The organism is Candidatus Similichlamydia laticola (genome assembly GCF_003339615.1).
GTDB lineage: Bacteria > Chlamydiota > Chlamydiia > Chlamydiales > Parilichlamydiaceae > Similichlamydia > Similichlamydia laticola.
This window is the reverse complement of sequence record NZ_QQBG01000013.1, coordinates 1-17,585: the sequence shown is the minus strand read 5'-3', so window position 1 is coordinate 17,585 and position 17,585 is coordinate 1. Positions and strand designations below refer to the sequence as shown.

General features: G+C 42.1%; 19 protein-coding genes and 1 tRNA gene. 17 read left to right on the top strand and 3 right to left on the bottom strand.

The window, feature by feature from the left end; genetic code table 11:
* Positions 1 to 13: 13 nt before the first annotated feature.
* The 5 genes from tmk to HAT2_RS01860 all read left to right on the top strand — a co-directional run bounded on the left by tmk (position 14) and on the right by HAT2_RS01860 (position 3,093).
* Positions 14 to 640 (top strand): dTMP kinase, encoded by a 627-nt coding sequence (tmk, locus tag HAT2_RS01880; protein WP_114544332.1) that lies wholly within the window; start codon positions 14 to 16, stop codon positions 638 to 640.
* A 55-nt stretch (positions 641 to 695) separates the two neighbouring features.
* Positions 696 to 1,565 (top strand): AAA family ATPase, encoded by an 870-nt coding sequence (locus HAT2_RS01875; protein WP_114544331.1) that lies wholly within the window; start codon positions 696 to 698, stop codon positions 1,563 to 1,565.
* Between the two features lie 21 nt (positions 1,566 to 1,586).
* Positions 1,587 to 2,546: a hypothetical protein gene (locus HAT2_RS01870; RefSeq protein WP_114544330.1), complete on the top strand. Its 960-nt coding sequence runs from the start codon at positions 1,587 to 1,589 to the stop codon at positions 2,544 to 2,546.
* A 36-nt stretch (positions 2,547 to 2,582) separates the two neighbouring features.
* A tRNA-Leu gene (locus tag HAT2_RS01865) sits at positions 2,583 to 2,664 on the top strand.
* A gap of 36 nt (positions 2,665 to 2,700) precedes the next feature.
* A complete protein-coding gene (locus HAT2_RS01860; RefSeq protein ID WP_114544329.1) occupies positions 2,701 to 3,093 on the top strand; it encodes a DUF2177 family protein in 393 nt (130 codons plus the stop codon).
* Here the strand turns inward: HAT2_RS01860 and HAT2_RS01855 are convergent.
* Genes HAT2_RS01855 through HAT2_RS01845 form a run of 3 tightly spaced genes read right to left on the bottom strand, consistent with a single transcriptional unit; the run spans position 3,090 to position 5,861 of the window.
* On the bottom strand, positions 3,090 to 3,863 hold the full coding sequence (locus tag HAT2_RS01855) for an ABC transporter permease (protein ID WP_114544328.1): 774 nt from the start codon (positions 3,861 to 3,863) through the stop codon (positions 3,090 to 3,092). The genes HAT2_RS01860 and HAT2_RS01855 overlap by 4 nt on opposite strands.
* A 1-nt stretch (position 3,864) precedes the next feature.
* Positions 3,865 to 4,734, bottom strand: a complete 870-nt coding sequence (locus HAT2_RS01850; protein WP_114544327.1) for an ABC transporter permease — start codon at positions 4,732 to 4,734, stop codon at positions 3,865 to 3,867.
* Positions 4,735 to 4,745: 11 nt separating this feature from the next.
* Positions 4,746 to 5,861 carry an ABC transporter ATP-binding protein gene (locus HAT2_RS01845; protein WP_114544326.1) on the bottom strand — a complete coding sequence of 372 codons (1,116 nt, stop codon included), beginning with the start codon at positions 5,859 to 5,861 and terminating at the stop codon, positions 4,746 to 4,748.
* Positions 5,862 to 6,220: 359 nt separating this feature from the next.
* Between HAT2_RS01845 and HAT2_RS01840 the strand changes: the two genes are divergently transcribed.
* The 12 genes from HAT2_RS01840 to HAT2_RS03965 all read left to right on the top strand — a co-directional run.
* Positions 6,221 to 8,035, top strand: a complete 1,815-nt coding sequence (locus HAT2_RS01840) for a hypothetical protein (protein ID WP_114544325.1) — start codon at positions 6,221 to 6,223, stop codon at positions 8,033 to 8,035.
* A 191-nt stretch (positions 8,036 to 8,226) separates the two neighbouring features.
* Positions 8,227 to 8,853, top strand: coding sequence for a hypothetical protein (locus tag HAT2_RS01835; RefSeq protein WP_147267481.1), 627 nt, complete (start codon positions 8,227 to 8,229; stop codon positions 8,851 to 8,853).
* Between the two features lie 204 nt (positions 8,854 to 9,057).
* Entirely contained in the window at positions 9,058 to 10,500 is a 1,443-nt protein-coding gene (locus tag HAT2_RS01830; RefSeq protein WP_147267480.1) for a hypothetical protein, read from the top strand.
* Between the two features lie 36 nt (positions 10,501 to 10,536).
* Positions 10,537 to 11,559 carry a hypothetical protein gene (locus tag HAT2_RS01825; protein WP_114544321.1) on the top strand — a complete coding sequence of 341 codons (1,023 nt, stop codon included), beginning with the start codon at positions 10,537 to 10,539 and terminating at the stop codon, positions 11,557 to 11,559.
* A gap of 256 nt (positions 11,560 to 11,815) precedes the next feature.
* A complete protein-coding gene (locus HAT2_RS01820) occupies positions 11,816 to 12,493 on the top strand; it encodes a hypothetical protein (RefSeq protein ID WP_114544320.1) in 678 nt (225 codons plus the stop codon).
* A gap of 61 nt (positions 12,494 to 12,554) precedes the next feature.
* On the top strand, positions 12,555 to 12,797 hold the full coding sequence (locus HAT2_RS01815) for a hypothetical protein (protein ID WP_114544319.1): 243 nt from the start codon (positions 12,555 to 12,557) through the stop codon (positions 12,795 to 12,797).
* A gap of 156 nt (positions 12,798 to 12,953) precedes the next feature.
* A complete protein-coding gene (locus HAT2_RS01810; RefSeq protein ID WP_147267479.1) occupies positions 12,954 to 13,631 on the top strand; it encodes a hypothetical protein in 678 nt (225 codons plus the stop codon).
* Positions 13,632 to 13,781: 150 nt separating this feature from the next.
* The gene (locus tag HAT2_RS01805; protein ID WP_114544317.1) at positions 13,782 to 14,228 is read left to right on the top strand and encodes a hypothetical protein; all 447 of its coding nucleotides are present in this window, start codon (positions 13,782 to 13,784) and stop codon (positions 14,226 to 14,228) included.
* Positions 14,229 to 14,419: 191 nt separating this feature from the next.
* Entirely contained in the window at positions 14,420 to 14,986 is a 567-nt protein-coding gene (locus HAT2_RS01800; protein ID WP_114544316.1) for a hypothetical protein, read from the top strand.
* Positions 14,987 to 15,030: 44 nt separating this feature from the next.
* The gene (locus tag HAT2_RS01795) at positions 15,031 to 16,005 is read left to right on the top strand and encodes a hypothetical protein (RefSeq protein WP_114544315.1); all 975 of its coding nucleotides are present in this window, start codon (positions 15,031 to 15,033) and stop codon (positions 16,003 to 16,005) included.
* Positions 16,006 to 16,341: 336 nt separating this feature from the next.
* Positions 16,342 to 17,292, top strand: a complete 951-nt coding sequence (locus HAT2_RS01790; protein WP_114544314.1) for a hypothetical protein — start codon at positions 16,342 to 16,344, stop codon at positions 17,290 to 17,292.
* Between the two features lie 45 nt (positions 17,293 to 17,337).
* A partial coding sequence (locus HAT2_RS03965; RefSeq protein WP_220253872.1) for a hypothetical protein occupies positions 17,338 to 17,585 on the top strand: 248 nt, incomplete at its 3' end.

Genomic DNA, 17,585 nt, shown 5'->3' with positions numbered 1-17,585 from the left:
GCTTGGGTAATTTATGTTCGTTACAGTCGAGGGAATTGACGGCTCAGGAAAAACAACGTTAGTGCGTGGGCTGTGTTCAGCTCTGAATAATAAGGGAATTTGTGTTACTCAAACAGCTGAGCCTGGAGGAAATAAGGGAGCGACTTCCTTTTCAGGCGTGATTCGGGATATTTTCTCTTGCCATGAAGAGAAGGTTCCGATTCTTAGCGAGTTGTTTCTTCTTCTTTCTGCACGGATTTATAATGTAGAGCAGATTATTTTTCCGGCACTCAGTCAGGGTCATTGGGTTGTATCCGATCGCTTTAATGATTCGACTTATGCTTATCAAGGTTATGGTTCTGGTTTTGATTTAGAGGCAATTCGTGCCTTAATCAGGCAGTCGGGTTGCGATATTGAGCCTAATGTAACTTTTGTTGTTGATATCAGTCCAAAAATTGCTTTGGCCAGGATTAAAGATCCTGATGCAATTGAAAGACGTTCCTATGCTTTTTATAAGAGGGTGCGGGAAGGTTACCATGCAATTGCTCAGCATTCTCCGGAAAGAGTCTTCCTTTTGCAAGGTTGCAAATCACCTCGAGGCTTATTGAGAGACGCTTTGCAGTTTTTGGATGTCAAGGGCTTGATGAAGGGCAAAGCGTAATTTTTCTGTCTGATCTGTAAGGATATGAAGGAGTCTTTGAGGGAGAGTGAGTCTCATGAAGCTTGTTGGGCATACAAATATCCTAAAAATGGCTCAGAAAATGTGCAAAAACCGTCCTATTGTCCTCTTTTTTGAAGGGCCTAAAGGTGTGGGCAAATGGTTGTGTGCTCAGCATCTAGCAAGGTTGACATCACCGGAACATGCGATTCAAGTTTTTGAACCGAAGAATCAGCTACAAACTTACTCCGTTTCAGCAATCAATAACTTCTGTTCTATCTCTCATATGTACCCTTGGCAAAGTTCAACGGCTTGTTTTTTATTCGATGACGTAGATCGCATGACGGCTGCAACGGCTTCACAGTTATTGAAAATCCTTGAAGAACCTCCTAATCCAAGTTCAATGGTTATTTTAGTCTCTAGTTTTCCCGAACGAGTTCTACCTACTATTCTGTCGCGTTGTATTCGTTTGCGCTTTCATTTGCTGGATCGAGAAGAGACCTTATCAGTTCTTAGCCAAAATCAAATTACCTTGCCGGAAGGAGCTATTGGAGAGAGACTGTTGACTTTGGGCTCTCCTGGAGCAATCATTTGTCGATTAGCCTTTTTCACAGAAGGATGGGATGAGGTCATTCATTCTTTGACGCAAGATCTTCCCATTCCTGGAGGTCTCTTTTTGGAAAGTCTGTCTCGTTTGGAAAGGTTGATTTGTGGCATGCATGACAGCGTAGATCAACAGGTAGAAAGATTAGAACTGTTTTGGGAAAGTCTACTCGAGTCTTTAATCTCTTCTCCTGATCTCAAGATTCCACCCCTACATGTTGCACATGCTCTTGCTCAGGCAAAAGAAGTATCTCGTCGTGGACTACCTCCTAGATCTGTTTTGGAATCTTTGTGGATAAGATGGAATTTCATTGATGTCGTTTGAAGATAAGACTTCGGTTGAGTGATGAATAGATTCAGTAAAAACTTAGCTGCTGTTTGCTTTTCTTCTTTGTACATGCGTCGAATGAAGAGATACGAGCCATCTCTTTTGGAGCTTCCTTCATTGGAGGTGGAAAAACGTATAGACGTTTTGCCTTTGTCTAAAGGATTATTAAAAACTTTACGTAGAACAGGTTTTTTGAGAATTCGAGACATCCTGAATCAGATGGACGTTTTTTCGTTTCGAGAGATGTTCGAAACATCTGATTGGGAGTGTCTGTTATCGGAGCTAGCAACAAGAAGTCCTAAAAAAAAGACTCGTCTTTTTGAAAATCGTAAGCTTCTTGTTCTTATTTTGACGGAACTTGTGACGCTTTCTCCAAGAGATGTCGACTCTCTATCAGACAAAGACTTGATGGGTCTTTGTTCCTCTTCTGTTCATGAAGCTTCTTCTTTGAGTGCTTCTTCTTATGTTGCCCTCGTGAGATGGTTAGAGAATATTTTACAGACTGCTACAAACCATCTTCTTGTCCCTTGGTTACGTCATAGAGGTGGTATCGGAACTGCAGAGGAAATCACCTACTGGATGTATCTTCGCTCGGAAGAGCCGACCCTTTGTGCTGTTTTAAATGAATTATTAGTTAAAGGTTTCATGTGGGACCCTTTTATTTGGGGTCCTTATCTTCGGGCCGTGAAACTTAAGACCTTTGAGCGTGTTTTTTGGTATGTCATTGATAAGGAGGAAATAGACTTCTTACAATCTCTATTTGATCTTTTAAATCTTTGTTTCTATAAGCGGGGACAGCTTTATAAATTCGAATATATCCTTCAGCTTGTTGAAAAAAATATTGCTCCTTCTAAAACGGATTTGAGAAATATTCTTGTGCGTTTGTTCGCTTCTGTCCCAGGCTTACGCATGGTTCGAGATCCAGAATGTCTTTTAATTGAAAAGACAGGTTCAAGTGGATTCTTTCTTGACCAGTAGGGTTCATCGTGTGAAAATGGCCAGAGTTCCGGCTGTGCCCAGGTGGTGGAATTGGTAGACACGTCAGACTTAGGATCTGGTGCCGAGAGGCGTATAGGTTCAAATCCTATCTTGGGCAGTCTTTTCGATGGGCTAAGGAGCCTGGAGAAAGCCTATGTTCTGTGTCCTTGCTTCACTCTGCGCGTCCTGTTTGAGGGCCGTATTAGAGGTTCTCTGGTTTGTTACTATCTCTAGGATGTGGATTTTTTCGAATCTTGGCCTTTTACCGAGAACACGCGTTGTGCTCTGGAAAGCTGTTCCTTTCTGGATTGCTTTTGATTTGGCTAATGGCTATTGGATTCTTCGACATGACCCCTCTTTTCAGCATGCTCTTTTTGAGGCTAACTTATTGGGTGGATTTGTTTGTCTAGCTTTTAACTGTATTATGTGGACGCTTTTGGAAACATGGAATTTGAAGTTTGCCCTTGTTGATATTGCTTTTTCTATGTTGAGTAACGTCTTTCTTGTATCCGTTCAGTTTTATTTGTCTTCTTTGTTCTGGTGTTAGCTTTCATTGGAAATCTGTTGAAAAGCCCAAGAAGCAACGAACGAAAATCCTAGCATAAGAACAGCAAGTGTATCCACAAGAGGAGGAAATCCATTACGGATCATACCGTAAATTTCGAGTGGAAGTGTAGGGGAGGTTGGTCCAGACAGAAATGAGGTCAAAACAAATTCGTCGATTGAGACGGTAAAGGTCAAGATAGCGCTGGCAAGAACAGTAGGTCGTATGAGAGGGAACAGGATTTTTGCCAGTATGATCTTGGGTTTCGCTCCAAGATCTTGAGCAGCTTCAATCATTGAGAAGTCGAGGCACTCCATTCGGGCAAGAACGGATTGTATAACGTAGACAATCGAAAAGGTGGAGTGTGCAATGATCAGAGTCGTTAGACCTAATCTCATGTGAATGAAGGAAAAAAAAAGTAAAAGTCCAACGGCAAGTTGTAGGTCGGGAATAATTAGGATCATTTTGTTAAGCAGGAGGGTTATCCCTTTCAGGACTCTTCTTTTTTTACAGAAATGGCATGCTAAGCCAGATGTGGTCCCGATAGGCACAGCAATGAATGTTGATGTGCATGCGATGAGAATAGAGTTTTTTGTTGCTTTCCAAATCGAACTTGCCTGGAAAAGCTCTCTGTACCATTTTAACGTAAACCCCTCCCAAAGGGCCCCAGAGCGGCAAACATTAAATGAGTTGACGACCAAAACAAGAATAGGTGCATAACAGAATCCTATAACGCACCATGTGATGAATTTGGCGTATTTTTGCATCCTCATTTTACAAAGACCTTTTTTTTCGATTGAGGGAAAATAGTGTATAAAAAAACAGAGTGCAAAGAATTGCAATAAAGGAACTAATCAGGGAAAGCGCCGCTCCTACAGGAAGATTACGCTCTAGTAAAACAAGGCGGACAATTTTGTTGCCGATCATTTCACAAGAAGTTCCTCCTACGAGGGTAGAAAAGGTGTAAGAGCTAATCGTCTGTAGAAAAACTGTAATAGTGGCCTGTAAGACCCCTAGACGAATACCGGGAATGAAAACGTATAGAAAGGACTGGATTACAGAGGCTCCTAAGTCTGATGAGGCTTCCATTAAGGAAGAATCGAAGCGATCAGCAGAAGCGCAAATAGGAAGGATAGCAAAGGGAATGGCAACGTGCACCATTGTGAGAAGTACAGCCCCTTTTGTGTAAAGAAGAACGCTCTCAGGTAAGGCCCAACCCGTTGCAATAAGACATGATTTTAAAAAACCATCAGGATGCAAAATCAGTTTCCAACTAAAGATTCGGATGAGAGAACTTGTCCAAAACACACTCATGATAAGAAAAAGGATGCGTAGGCGTTTTTGTCTGGGTAAACACGTGATGTAGTATCCAATTGGAATAGCTAAGCAAACTGAAATAAGACAGCAAAGAGCACTCATAAAAAGTGTTTGCACAAGAATGAAAAAAAAGTTGGGAGAGTAAAGAGCAGAAAAAAAAGTTTTCCATGTCCATCCCGGAAGGATCTCTCCATACATGTCAGATGTGTGACATGCAACCCAGAGAACTGTCAACAGAGGAAAAAGGAAAAAGAAACCATTCCATAAAATTGCTGGGAAGAATCCTGCTAATTCAAAAAGGAAAGTTCTCTTTTTGAAAAATTTCATCCTTGCCTCTCTTAGCTTATTCTTTCTTCTTTTGTACTTTCCAAAATGTATCCATCGTCCGCAGACCAGGACAGCCAGACTTGATCTTTCCATGAGATGCGCTGTTCATCTAAAAGAAAGTGGTTGTGTTGCCTGAGAACAGAAAGACGATGGATGCCAACGCGTATCCAATATTTAGTGTGAGAGCCAAGATAGATAATATCCTCCACAATTCCAGATATTACGTTATAAAGAGGTGAGCGATTAGGCCTTTCTAGGCTGACGTAAAATTTTTCTGGTCGAACACTTAGGCAAATTGAAGATCCTATTGGAGTTTGGCGGTCTCGATAACAGACGAGTTGGCCTAGCTCTTCGACGTTTACTTGTAAGTAATCATCAGAAAAAGAGTTTAAAACCTGACCTTTGAAAAAGTTTGTGTCACCAATGAAAGCTGCAACAAATCTGTTTTTAGGCGCTTCGTAAATCTCAGCAGGAGTACCTACTTGTTCGATTTTTCCTTTGTTCATGATAGCAATACGGTCACTAATCCCCATGGCTTCTGATTGATCATGCGTAACAAACAGGAAGGTAATTCCCACTTCATCATGGATCTGATCCAATTCTAAAAGCATTTTCTGTCTGAGCTTTAAATCTAGAGCTGCAAGAGGTTCATCTAGAAGAAGTACTTGAGGTTTCATGATTAAAGCTCGACCTATAGCTACACGTTGTTTTTGTCCCCCACTTATCTCTCCAGGAAATTTGTCAGCATGTTCGTTCATCTGAATAAGAGAAAGCATGGCTTCAACTTCCTCTCGTATTTTTTCTAGTGGATAGCCTTGAATCTGCATTCCAAAAGCAATGTTATCCCAAACAGTTAGGTGTGGGAAAAGGGCATAGTTTTGGAAAATGGTGTTCACTTTTCTCTTATTAGCAGGGAGACGTGTAATATCTTCTGAGGAGAGAACAATGAAGCCTGTGTCTGGGGATTCAAAGCCGGCTATCATGCGTAATAGAGATGTTTTTCCACTGCCACTCGGTCCCAAGATGGAGAAGATTTCTCCGCGCTGAACGCAAAGCTCTGGGATGTCAACGACACAAGCTCCATTAAAGTGTTTTTTCAAGTTAGAAAGACACAGAAATGCACCCAAAACAATTTCCTCCGTGCAGTTGCTTCTGAAATGTAACAGCTAGTGACTAGAAAATCACTTCGATTTTGAGGAAAAATAAAACAAGTTTTTTTATATTTAAAACGAATATCTTACTCTTTTTTAAGTAAAAGTCTTTGCAAAAAAGTAGACTTTTTCTCTTTCTTTTTTGTAGAATTTTACTTGGAGCAATGATTTGTATCATTGTCTTTAATCTCTTCTAAGCAATTCTTGCTTTTTCGAAAGTTCCCTTCCAGGGAAATCTCTCAGTTTTCCCTTCATTTTGCTCTGTCAATTCTTTTTCTTTCATAATTCAGTTTTCTTCTGCTTTTCAGTCCTTTCTTTTTTCAATAAGGAATTTTATGTCACCAATACAAAATGTTAATAATGTAAGCACAACAACTACGAACTCTTCAACTTCCTCTGAAAACACACCAAGACAATCTGGTTTAGTCTCGACGACTCAATCCACACAAGTCTTGTCTTTAAATCCACTCACAAGAAATGGAGACGTTCTCAATTCAAGAGACGAGTCTACTCTTTCTCCCTCTGAGCGTAGGGTAACTTGGATCAGTTTGGACCAAGCTGAACAAGAGCCAAGAGTTCGTTCGGAGTCTGCGGTGACTTCCATCTTGACAACACAATGTCCTGATGAACGGGTACGAGAAATCTTGCGCGAAAGACATGGGCCCAGAGAAAAACTATTTAAAGCTGTTATTACAGCTGCTTCTGTAGCAGCCACCGCGTTATTAGTTTCTGCTTTGTCTTCGACTGATTTTTCTTGGATTGGCTATTCAGTTGCAGCAGCGACAGCTTTTTCATCTCAGGTTCTAATTGCAGTACATCCAAGCAGAAGTATTACGCATTATGCATCTCAAATTGTTTCTGCCATGGGGGGGCTTGGAAGGAGAGGAAGTGCAGATCAAGCTGACGGAGCGGGCCCAAACCAGGGAAGAGGGAGAGGTATAGGCATGGTGGATGTTCGTAGACGATTGTCTGTCTTTCAGGAAAGAATTCAGAACATAAGACGTCCTTCAACCGTAGAATCAGAAGGAGGGGTAGAGGGCACTTCTTCCTTGCCTCCGTTGAGTGAGCTTGTTCGTTTAAATCCTTCTAGATGGCAAGAGATTTTAATACATCAACGGGCAGTTGTTTGTGCACTCGCTACTTCGGTTTTTTCAATGGCATCTTTGTCCTATTTAACTGCCGCTTTGATTGCTGACTTGAGTGGTCTGGGTCTAAGTGGTTTACTTGCAGAGGTAAGTACAACCACTTCACCAACAACTACAGCCTTTACAGAATGGAATACGACCGTTCTTGGAACCACTGAGAGTGGAGTTTTTGATGTGCGACAAGCAAGAAATGAAGAAGTCGTTATAGACACAGACATTGAAAACCATGCTGATGAACTTATTTCAATAATTATGCAAGAACTTGGGCCTGACGGTGTTCTTTTGCTTTGTCATGCTCTTGCTTTTATGTATAACCTCCAGCGTCTTTTCCGAGCTCGAAGCAAAGGAAGACAGTTACTGGCTCTTGCAGAGGAAGAAGAGGTTAGAACACGCGAATCTGCGCCTGATATCGTTATAACGCCTCCACCCGGCAATAGTGATGCGTTCGAAATTGTTGACGAGACAAGGCAAGCACGCTCGAGTTCTAACCAGGAACAGTCTGTTGATGTGGAGGGATTGTATGATGATATGCCCCCTTTAGAGAGTGATGACGATGTCAGCCCATCAACAGGATCTTCTGGTGCAAGGCAAGTCCACGAGACATTACAGAGCGACTCAGAAGATGAGGAATTCTATGATGTGGAAGAAGACACAGTGGATGCTCGTCGTTCTGTCGTGCCTGTTCCTCCATCTTTGCCGTTGAATCCTGCTGTTGTATCTCTAATATCCGCGCGTTTAGGCATCGCAGTATCATCGGATCGGATGACGGTGCTTTCTATCGGGGAGATAGCCAGTCCCGTTCGGGTTCGTTCTACAAGGTATGAGGGTAGTTTCTTCATTTTACCGACCCTTAACGAGGAAGAGGAGTTTTTCGGCGAGGTTTTGGAACACAATAGTCACCACCCGAACCAAAATGGATCTTTACTTGCAAGATCAAACATGACAGTACCACGTGCGACCTCTCCATCATCTAAGACAGAAAAGGTATGTTGCACCGAACTATAAAGTTAAGGTTTTGACTGTTCTTCCTCCTTCAGGATAAATGGGCTTTTTGCTAAAATTGCTCTTAGGGGCTTCGGTCGGCTTCTCTAATCTGGAGTTTCCCCGCAAACCTTCAGACTTTGTCTTCCTTAAAGGGAGCTTCCTGACTTCTCTTCCTTTCGTCATTAACCTTGTCAACCCTGCGGTTTTCGCTTATGTCCATGTATAGTCGTGTTGTCTCTTCACTTTCGTTCCTGTTCGGGCCAACCTTTTTACCATTATTGATGGCCTGTTCTTTTTGTATTTCTCCAAATTTTGTTTTGGGAGAAGCTCCCGTTTTTTCTTCAGAGCACGACTCGTCCAACACAGTTTTAGTTCCAGAAGTCAATGAAGGGATGGCTCTTCTTGTTGTTCGTAAGGTTATCGATGTGGATGACTTAATGAGTTGGACAAGAAAGGCAGCTGAAGAAGAACGTTGTCTTGTTGTTCTGTTATCTTCAGATATTTCAATCTTTGAGAAATTGTCCGAATCAGGCTTGAAAAAGTTACGCAAGGAATGTCATATCTTGCAGTCTGAAAAAGCGACTGTTGGCAATGGGTTCAGCATTCCTTTGGACCTCGAAGGGGAAGAAGCTGTTGCAGTTTTTGCGTGTCCGGTTGCGGATAGGAATTCAGAAGATTTAATCCTGATTCATTGGGTGATTTTGACTGGGAAAACAGAGGTATTTGCCGATGTGATGCATTCTAGCACGAGCGCGCGACATTTCTTTGAGAAGCTCAACGGAAAACTGAAAGAACAAGTTCCTTTAGTCGAAACAGAAGAAGGTGCAAGAGAACAGTAGGATTTTATCGAAGAAGTGGATTTTGAGGGGCCTTTATCAAATTGCTGGCGGGCTACTGTTCATTTTTCCTTCTTAGATGAAAAGATATAGAGGTATGTTATAGAATCGCCACTGGTGGTTGCTGTGGTCCGAATGTGGTAGACAAGAATGCTACCCGGTTGGCTTTGTCTTAACTATCCGTTTCACAATTTCCGGTATTTGCGTATGCGCCTTTTTCCTGCCTTCTTGCTTCGCACGGTCCTTCTTTCTTTTTTATTCATCTGTCTCGTACCAAATGCCATGTTGGCTGGCAGTGTCTTTTTGCCTAGTTTAATTGAGTCGATCCAGAACTTTGGTTGTTGTGAACCGATTCTAGAAGAGATCGAATCAGAATCTTCAATAACAGGGGAAGATACCTTAGAAAATAAAGTCATTGAAAGTGGCGAGAGGTCCGTTTTTCTGGATATCAATCCTTTAGCCTCTTCTGACCTAACACCTGGAACTACCGTTTGTAGTGATTTAGAAGCAAGTCAGCCCTCTGCTTTTGAAAAGGCTCCTCGGTTTCCAGGACTGTTCGTGCATTGTTTAGTTGGAGAGGAAGAGGGGTATGACCTTATTCAAGGCCAGGATAAGGATGCGCTTGTTCTGCCTTCGGGGGAAAGGGCTCCAGGGTCTGGAGGCGAACACTTGGAAGCCGAAAGCTGCTCCCGCTGTAACGAGGACACTATTTCTACTTCTGCGCTGTGGCACGTTTTCTCGTCTCAGGAGGACGATTTAGAAGAGATCGGCATTGCAGCTGTTCCACCTCTTATTTCGGAGGGGCAATGTATTCCCTTAGAGTGGGAGGATGATCTGAAAGTAGAAGGTTCCTGTACTGAGGAAATTATCCCTGTTTCCACGTCAGACAAATGGCATATTGTTTCGTCCCAGAATGATGATTTAGAGGAGTGTGGTTGTGCTGTGGAAGCTGCTCCACCTCTCATTCCGGAAGGGCAGTGTACTCCCTCAGAGCAGGAAGATGATTTGGAAGTAGAAGGTTCCTGTACTGAGGAAATTGTTTCCACTACTGCACTGGATAGATGGCATGTTGTTTCATCTCAGGTAGAAACTGATCCCTATCTTGATTCAAATGAGCCATGCATGACTTTAGAACAAGAAAATGACTTGAAGACAGAGGTTGGTCCTTGTGCCGAAGGAATTGTTTCCACCTCTGTGTCGGACCAATGGCATGTTACCTCGACCTCGAAAGGTGATAGCTCTCTTCTCATGCTCAACGGGTTCAACTTTCCTTTAGAACAAGCAAAGGATGAAGAGACTCTCCTCAAGTGGTGTAAGAGGGCTGCTTTGGATGAAAAAGTCTTGATTGTTGTTTTAGGAAATGCAGAAAGGTACTTTAAGCGTTTCGAATATAGTGGACTAGCGCATCTTGCTAAGACTTGTCATTTGGTTTCTAGTACGGTTTCCGCAATTTCACAGACCTGCCAATTCGATTGCTCTTTTCCTGTTACTGGTATAATGATCTGTCCTGAGTTCAACGAAGAAGTGGACGGCATATTTTTGGAATGGTTAATGATTTATCCAGGACAGCAACTTTTCATTGATTTAATGAACAAGCAGGTCGACTTACACCGTTTTTTTCTTCATCTTAGACTTCATAGAAGCAGATAATTTTTGTTAATCTTCCTACACTTCCAAAGTAATCTTATGTTTAATTTCTCGATTTCTCCTCGATTTGAATTGTTCTTGAAACGGCGTTTTCCAAAGTATGCGCTCTATGTTCTTCTGCCTTTTTTGTCTTGTCCTAGCCTGTTTGAAATAAGAGCACAGGCCTCTCCGGTAGGCGTTGGAGGTCCGGAAGGGGAGTCTGATAGGGTGGAGTTTGAAGTTTCCACTTCTGGTCCAATTTCACATGGCCAGAACGGTAATGACGGGATGCCCGTGCATGGCACAGAGGGCGTTATGGAGGAAGGAGAAGATGATCGTCAGAAAGATGAGGACGGGGAGCAGCAGGTTGATTTGAGCTCCGAAGAAAGCGATCATGTTGGACATCCACGAGAGCTCTCACATAAAAACGCAGTTCATAAACTGCGCACTTCGAAATCGCCAACTAATTCTACGTCAACTTCGTCTAACGGCACTGGTTCTACATCTGGAAATACATCTTCGACTTCTTCTAATCTAGCACATGAACCGTTATCGTCTGATGGCCATTCGGGCGAACGTCAAAATGCAGGGCAAGATAAACAACCAGTAGGAGGTCTTTCCTCGAGCCCTCCAGAAGATGTTGACCACGATGAGGATGGTGTGCACCATAATTTCATTGTTCAAGGCATGGTAGATACACCCGAGCAATTGCTAGAATGGTGTAAGAAGGCTGCGGAAGATAAAAAATTACTCATTGTTACAAACGAAGATCCCAGCGTATTTTTCCCTGGTTTTTCAGATAATGCAGAACGTTATTTAAATACACACTGTTATATCGTTATGAGCAATCCTGGAGTTGTTTGCCGGGCCCTTAAAATTTATATTAAGATCGCAATTTATGGTGTTGTTGTGTGTCCGCGTTTAGAAGGGAATACCCTCCTGACAAAGTGGGATCCTATTTTTCCAGGCAGTGACTACCTTTCTCGTCTTTGTTCGGAAGGAGCAGAATCTGATTTGAAGCCTGATGACTTTTTCTTACATTTATCTTACTTCAGTTATCACACAATTCAGTCCAAAGTTTAAATAAAAGCTTGACATTGAATCGGAAACGAGAGACAAGCAGTTAATAGGTGGAAACGCATAGATTTGCTCTTTCTTTTCAAGGCAGCTGCCTCTTTAGCGTTATTGCAATCAATCTTAAAGGGGCCTCTTTCTTCCTATTCCATCAGTTATAGATTGCTATTTTCTTTTAGCTCCTTCTCTCTTCTACGTAAAGGGGCGTAAATCGGGCTCTACTTGCTTAAAAAATCGATTTGGATTGAATCCCTAGGGAACCGTAATGCATATCCTTCAAAAAAAAGTTATTTTAGTCTGCACGACTCTCTTTTCTTTATTAGGAAATTCCTCTTTTGAACAGGAACACCTCCCTTCTTTTGGGCACCAGCACTCTTTAGATAATGAGGAGTTCTCAGAGGTTGCAAGTGTTACACAGCTCTTTTCTTTGATCGTTAGATCGTGCATGCCCAATTTAGACGCTGGAAAGCGACAGGTGTTTTTGATCGGTGTTTGGGACCCTGATCAAGAAAAATCTTTTCCTCTGTGGCTTTGTTTTCCCCGAGTCCAGAATTCTAATTCTTTTTGCAAAGGGTGTGCCCTTTGGGGTGTTTTTTGCCAGTTAAAGAAGACGGGGTTCGTACAAGGGGACTATCCAAACTCAGAAATTTGCTGGGTTATTCTTAGAAAAGATTTGTTCGTTCAATTTATAGATTTTTTCTCTAGAGGAGAGGTAGGAGGAAGTGTATCTATTGAGGCAGCTAAGTCTTGCGTGCTATCCTTATCTACGTTTGAAGATAATGAAGATTATTGGCACGTAACTTGGTCTCTCTTATGCTCTGGAGGCACAAAAGATCTTTCCAATGCATTGAAAAGAGGCTCGCTTTTTCAAGAAGATACTATTGAATCTCTCTTCCCTTTTTCTGAGAAATCAAGGCAATTGCGGAAGCCGGCCCGTGATTGAATCTTGGCCAATAAACCAAATTATGTTTACAATTTGTTAAAAACTTGCAAGGGCAAAACTCATGACAAACTTCAATCTGTTTAAAAAAAGCCTTCTGATAGCTCTTCTCTCCAACGTAGCTAGTTTTTCTCCATTGGCTTCAGCTTTCTGTAATGAGGGTGAAGCGACGGTGATTCAAACCACTGAAGAAGGTGTAATTCAGCGAGTTCAAACATCCGAGGAAGAGACTTCTTCTGGCTCCGATCAAAGAAATGTTAAGAGCGATTCCGAAGAGAGCTCTTCGACAGAGGAACAAGCCGATTAATCTTTCAGCTACGTCCTAAATATTGGAGGACTTAGTTGTTTTTAAGAAAACCCTCTTAAAGGAGGGTTTTCTTTTTTCTGTCTCTTCAAAGAAGATTTCATTTCTGTTATAGGGGTTGCTCGTCGTACCTACTTCTTAACAGGAGCCTTTCAGTTTATGTTTTCTTCAAGGAGATTGCTGTATCGCATGTTTTATGCGACATTAGGATGTGCGATGCTGATGACTTCTCTCCACGGGAGAGAGGTAAAAACACGCAGATTCAAACTCACAGAGCCACAAGGAAAAGTGCAAAACGTGCTTAGCCAGTTATCCTGGCTAAATTTGAATGAAACTCAAGATATGGACCTCCTGAAGGAGATTTGCAGGGCTTTAGAAGCTGGCAAAGCTCTTTGCTTAATGGTTGATCCTGGTGTCTTTGATTTCAGTGAGAAAGAGTTGGAATGGGTCTGGAAACATTTCTTTGTCCTGCCCATTTCGGATAGAGATATCAAAGTATTGGTCTCTTTTAGACCACAGGAGGAAGACAACAGCGCAGCTCCTTCGATTTGTTTGATCAAAATGGAGGCTTCAAGAACCGGATCTGCTGTTCGGATTGTGTCGGCGGAGAGTTTTTCCAATAGGGAGGTACATGAGCTTTATTCCAGGGGGATTCTTATCGAAGAAATGAATCTCTTCCTTAGAGGTGCACCTCTTCAAGATCTTGCTTCGCCTATTCCTGTGAATGATCTGTCCGAGGGGGGAAAAGAAGAGCAATTCAGACCAGAAAAAAAAGAAGTGATCTCATTTCGAGAAATTCAGCTACCTCCCTCTTCACCCACTAAAAGAGCTCTTTAATACAGCGGCATCCTTCCCTTTGAGCTCGAGGGGAGGGGGAGCTCTCTGTTTATTCTGTCTTCTAAAAATTAATTTTTATACAATAGAAGGGGAATTGTCTTTCTCAATCTTCATTTCTTTTTGCTGTTCCTCAATGCTTAAGGTTCCCTAATGTTTTGGAAAAACTGTAAGTCTTTCTTCTTTCTTCTTCTATGTAGCTCTCTTCAGCTGTCAGCTCGACCACAGTGGCTTTATTCTGGCGAGCTTCCAAAACTTGTTTCCAAAGTTCAGCGAAGGGGTGTTCAGCTTTTTCTCATCTCGGAACACAGCCCTCATATTGAGGCTTTAACAGATCATGAGTTGCACAAATTATCAAGAGATGTATGTGTACGAATGGTCACGCCACTTGACCTCGAAAATCTTTTTTCATTTGAAAGGGGGACGTCAGGAAGCGATATAGAGCTCGTGTGCATTCGATTCCCGACTCATGAAGAAGAGAAAACAGGATTTAGCAGTCTAAGAATTACATTTGTCTCCTCTGTAGGTTTTCGTCACTTAGTTCAAGCAGAAGGGTCCGTCATGGAGGCTATGCGAGTTCTACATCTTATCAGAGAGTGATCTCGCTCAGAGCTATTGACACCATTATGGAAAACGACTTAATTCGGTGCAGTTTGCCCTTCTAAAAAGAGTAAGGGCTGGCCGAATACAAAAGCTTTTCTCCGTACAAGGTCTTCTCCCAAATTTGGTATGATGTGAGGGCGTGCGTTGTTGTAGGCTACGTAGGAACGATGAATTCGGAGGACCTGTTTATGAAAAATTCTTGGTTTTATCTTCTTCTGCCTTGTCTGTTTTTTCTCTGTCCCCTCAGAGGAGAAGGCCCTTTGCTCGGGGAATCTTTTGAAAAATCCCAAAATCATTTCTATAAAGATTTTTTAAGCACATGTGATGCCTTTAGCGAGGTGATTGAGCGTGGATTGTCTTGTTGGAGTTCTCCATCTGATCCCGCACGTTTTGCCTTTCCTGGTGTCTTTGTTGTCGTTTTAGATCACCCTGGCGGTACGATTTATCAATCTATCATTGAGCAAGAGGCTTTTGCTCTTGTCCGAGAGAAGGTCCAAATTGTTCCCTTGCTTATCGATGCTAAGCATAGTGCTATGAATTGTTTGCCTCTGCCTTCTCTTGCTGTTTTTCGTTTAGATCAAAGGGAAGGATTTTATGGAGGCACTTCTTTAGCTAATGCTTTAAGTGGTGGTACTTTTTTTGGATCGACTCTCATATGGCTTCATGAGCAGGGTCTTCTTCCCAAGATCATCTTGAGCGTCCTCGATAAGCAGGAGGAATCGTTTTTGGTTGAACAAGAAGTCATAACGGAATAAGAGCAACTTTGTTCTCTAGAAATTGCAGAAGAAGGAGAGTAGCCGTGTTTAAAAAGTGCCGCATCTGCTCCACGGTTTGGTTGATTGGATTGTTACACGCGCTTCCCACTCTAGGGGGGGGTAATGCGAGTCGATGGATGAAGGGAGAAGCAGAGAAGGATCTAATAGCAATGCCTAATAAGAGAGACATTGTGATCTTGGACTGGCAAAACAGCTCCGGTCGGAAGAACCTTGCTTTTGGACCAGAAAAAGATCGTTCGAACTGGAGCATAAGGGATTCTTTTGCCTCTCAGCGTACACGGCCCTTTTTCAATGAAAGTAAACAGCTTCTACAAGAGCGTCAAATGGCTTGGAGTCTCCTTCAGGGAATGCCATTTTACTACGGTAAAATCGATCAAAATCTACTTGCTTTACGTGAGCCAGCGTCCATTGGCCCTGATAAGCCCGGATTGCTTTCTCCAGAATCTTTGCTTCTATCTGAGGGCATGTCCCTTGCTCAAAGTGTACCAGATAGTGCTGCCCGGATTGAGGAAATTATAAAAGGCAATAAGGCTCCGATTATTGCAGGAGAGGAAATTCTTTATGTTCCATTGGATAGTGAAGAAGAACATCAGCTTAAGAAAGAGCTTGCTCTTAAGGATCTAACAAAACCTTTTTTGATCTTTTATTATGCTCAAGAGTTTACGGCTTTGGCCGATTCCTTGGAGAATTACTTGGAGAGAAGCACTTTAGTTCCTTATGTAAGGGTGCTAAACTCCGGATCCAAGGCCTTGCTACAAGATGTCTTTCAAAAAAGGTTCGTGGGATTTCGATTACCAATCCTTGTATTTGTTAGCGGGGGATGGGCTTTAGGCCCTCAAGGCCCGAATAAGCAACATTTACGTTTCGATGCAAAAAATGTTGGCAATGGAGAATTTCTCGTCTCTGTTTTCACAAATGGAGATCTGAGCAAATACGTCCTTGGCATGTTAAGATTGAAGGAGCAAGAGCTACGGACTAAATTGCTCCTTGATCAGTAGACATTTGGTCGTCCGGTAAACGCACCTAGAGGAAGGTGCGTTTTTCTGTATTCTAAGACACAACATAACAAACATTATCAGACGTTAAGACCGTTCTGCTCCCCCGCAGCTTGAAGGAAACCACTAAAGTATGTTTGTCTGAATAAGGATGGGGCTTGGTTTTGGGTACGGGTGTTTTCCCGGATTTCATTAGCACCCCGGTCTTCTTTTGTTTCTTCTGTTCTTTCCAACCTCGAGAGCTCTTTAGATTAGAACTGATTCTGTCCGACCCTTTCTTCCTGCCAAGTTGTGTGAGAGCTCTCTTTCAATTAAAACTGTTTCGTTTCCTTCTATCCCATGGACACTCGTCGTATTTCTATCTCAAACCAATCGCCTGAGCGTTTGGACGAAGCTGCTTCTTCAGATGAGAATATACCCGCTCCTTCTCGAAAAGAAGATCGTTTAGTAAGAATCTTTACGGCTTTGCAAAAAATTTGGAATCAATCAAGGCAAAGCTTTAATTACGTCTCTTGGCAAAGATTAAAAGGGCGGCCGATTGAGCTATTGAAGAACTCCCCTTTCTCTAAGTATGTTCAAAATATGAAGCTAGCTTTTTCTCAGCAAAGCGAAACGACAAAGAAGTCTCTTCTACGTCATTCAATTGTTGTTGGGGGTTATTCTTTCTCTCTACTATTTCATCAATTAGCAGAAATTGGAGCTTTGCGCGGTGCTTCTATAGGAGAGATTGGTCTTGGCATAGCTGGACTTTGTTTCGAAGCGTTTAATATAGCGCAAATGGTCGTGCGATTTATTTCTTTCCTAAAGCTCTATAGCAAAGCCAGGTTGTATCCTGGAGCGATATCTGTAGAAGAAAGGGCAAAACTAGTCGAGAAAACCTCTAAGCAACATCTCATTCAAATGCTTGCAGAGCTTGGAGCCTCTCTAACAGGCATTGCCTCACATGCTTTGCGAATAGCTGCTGTTTTTATTCCGGCTCTATCACTTGGTGTTATAGCTCTCTCTTTTTTAAGCTCCCTATCTTCAACTATCGAAGCTATCAGTGAGTTAATGAAAACGCTTAAAGATCCGACTGTCTCAAAAAAAAGTCTTCTCTTAAAGATTGGAATCGTCCTCCTCAATGCTCTTGCAACAACAGCCTTCCTTTCTCAGGCTATTATGCAAGTCTCCCCTCCTCCTCTTTCTGCAGTAGCTACGCTTTCTTTTGCTCTTTTGCAATTTTTCTATATTGCTATTGCCTTGTTTGGCTTAAAAGTAAAAGCTGAACAAAGACTCAATATGGCTTCTTAAGACAACTAGAAAACAATTCTGAAATTTCATCTGGATAATTTGCTCATGGATTCCCAACATGTTCATGATGGTCGAAATGCTTCTTCCCCTTCACCTCAAGTTCCTTCTGAACGAAAATCTAGCCTTAAAGGTTTTGTTCCCAAAAGAACTATGAAAAATCAAATACAAAGACCAGGCCTCTGGAAAAGGGTACGAGCCTTTATTTTTTTAATAGAAATTTCGTTAAAAAAAAGGTTTTCTTATGTAAAATCGCATGATTTCATTTCTAAGCTCTCAACACGCCTTACTGTTCT

Bases quoted from the DNA above. Each gene is read 5' to 3' on its own strand.
- tmk (WP_114544332.1), top strand. From the start codon at position 14: ATGTTCGTTACAGTCGAGGGAATTGACGGCTCAGGAAAAACAACGTTA.
- HAT2_RS01875 (WP_114544331.1), top strand. From the start codon at position 696: ATGAAGCTTGTTGGGCATACAAATATCCTAAAAATGGCTCAGAAAATG.
- HAT2_RS01870 (WP_114544330.1), top strand. From the start codon at position 1,587: ATGAATAGATTCAGTAAAAACTTAGCTGCTGTTTGCTTTTCTTCTTTG.
- HAT2_RS01860 (WP_114544329.1), top strand. From the start codon at position 2,701: ATGTTCTGTGTCCTTGCTTCACTCTGCGCGTCCTGTTTGAGGGCCGTA.
- HAT2_RS01855 (WP_114544328.1), bottom strand. From the start codon at position 3,863: ATGAGGATGCAAAAATACGCCAAATTCATCACATGGTGCGTTATAGGA.
- HAT2_RS01850 (WP_114544327.1), bottom strand. From the start codon at position 4,734: ATGAAATTTTTCAAAAAGAGAACTTTCCTTTTTGAATTAGCAGGATTC.
- HAT2_RS01840 (WP_114544325.1), top strand. From the start codon at position 6,221: ATGTCACCAATACAAAATGTTAATAATGTAAGCACAACAACTACGAAC.
- HAT2_RS01835 (WP_147267481.1), top strand. From the start codon at position 8,227: ATGTCCATGTATAGTCGTGTTGTCTCTTCACTTTCGTTCCTGTTCGGG.
- HAT2_RS01830 (WP_147267480.1), top strand. From the start codon at position 9,058: ATGCGCCTTTTTCCTGCCTTCTTGCTTCGCACGGTCCTTCTTTCTTTT.
- HAT2_RS01825 (WP_114544321.1), top strand. From the start codon at position 10,537: ATGTTTAATTTCTCGATTTCTCCTCGATTTGAATTGTTCTTGAAACGG.
- HAT2_RS01820 (WP_114544320.1), top strand. From the start codon at position 11,816: ATGCATATCCTTCAAAAAAAAGTTATTTTAGTCTGCACGACTCTCTTT.
- HAT2_RS01815 (WP_114544319.1), top strand. From the start codon at position 12,555: ATGACAAACTTCAATCTGTTTAAAAAAAGCCTTCTGATAGCTCTTCTC.
- HAT2_RS01810 (WP_147267479.1), top strand. From the start codon at position 12,954: ATGTTTTCTTCAAGGAGATTGCTGTATCGCATGTTTTATGCGACATTA.
- HAT2_RS01805 (WP_114544317.1), top strand. From the start codon at position 13,782: ATGTTTTGGAAAAACTGTAAGTCTTTCTTCTTTCTTCTTCTATGTAGC.
- HAT2_RS01800 (WP_114544316.1), top strand. From the start codon at position 14,420: ATGAAAAATTCTTGGTTTTATCTTCTTCTGCCTTGTCTGTTTTTTCTC.
- HAT2_RS01790 (WP_114544314.1), top strand. From the start codon at position 16,342: ATGGACACTCGTCGTATTTCTATCTCAAACCAATCGCCTGAGCGTTTG.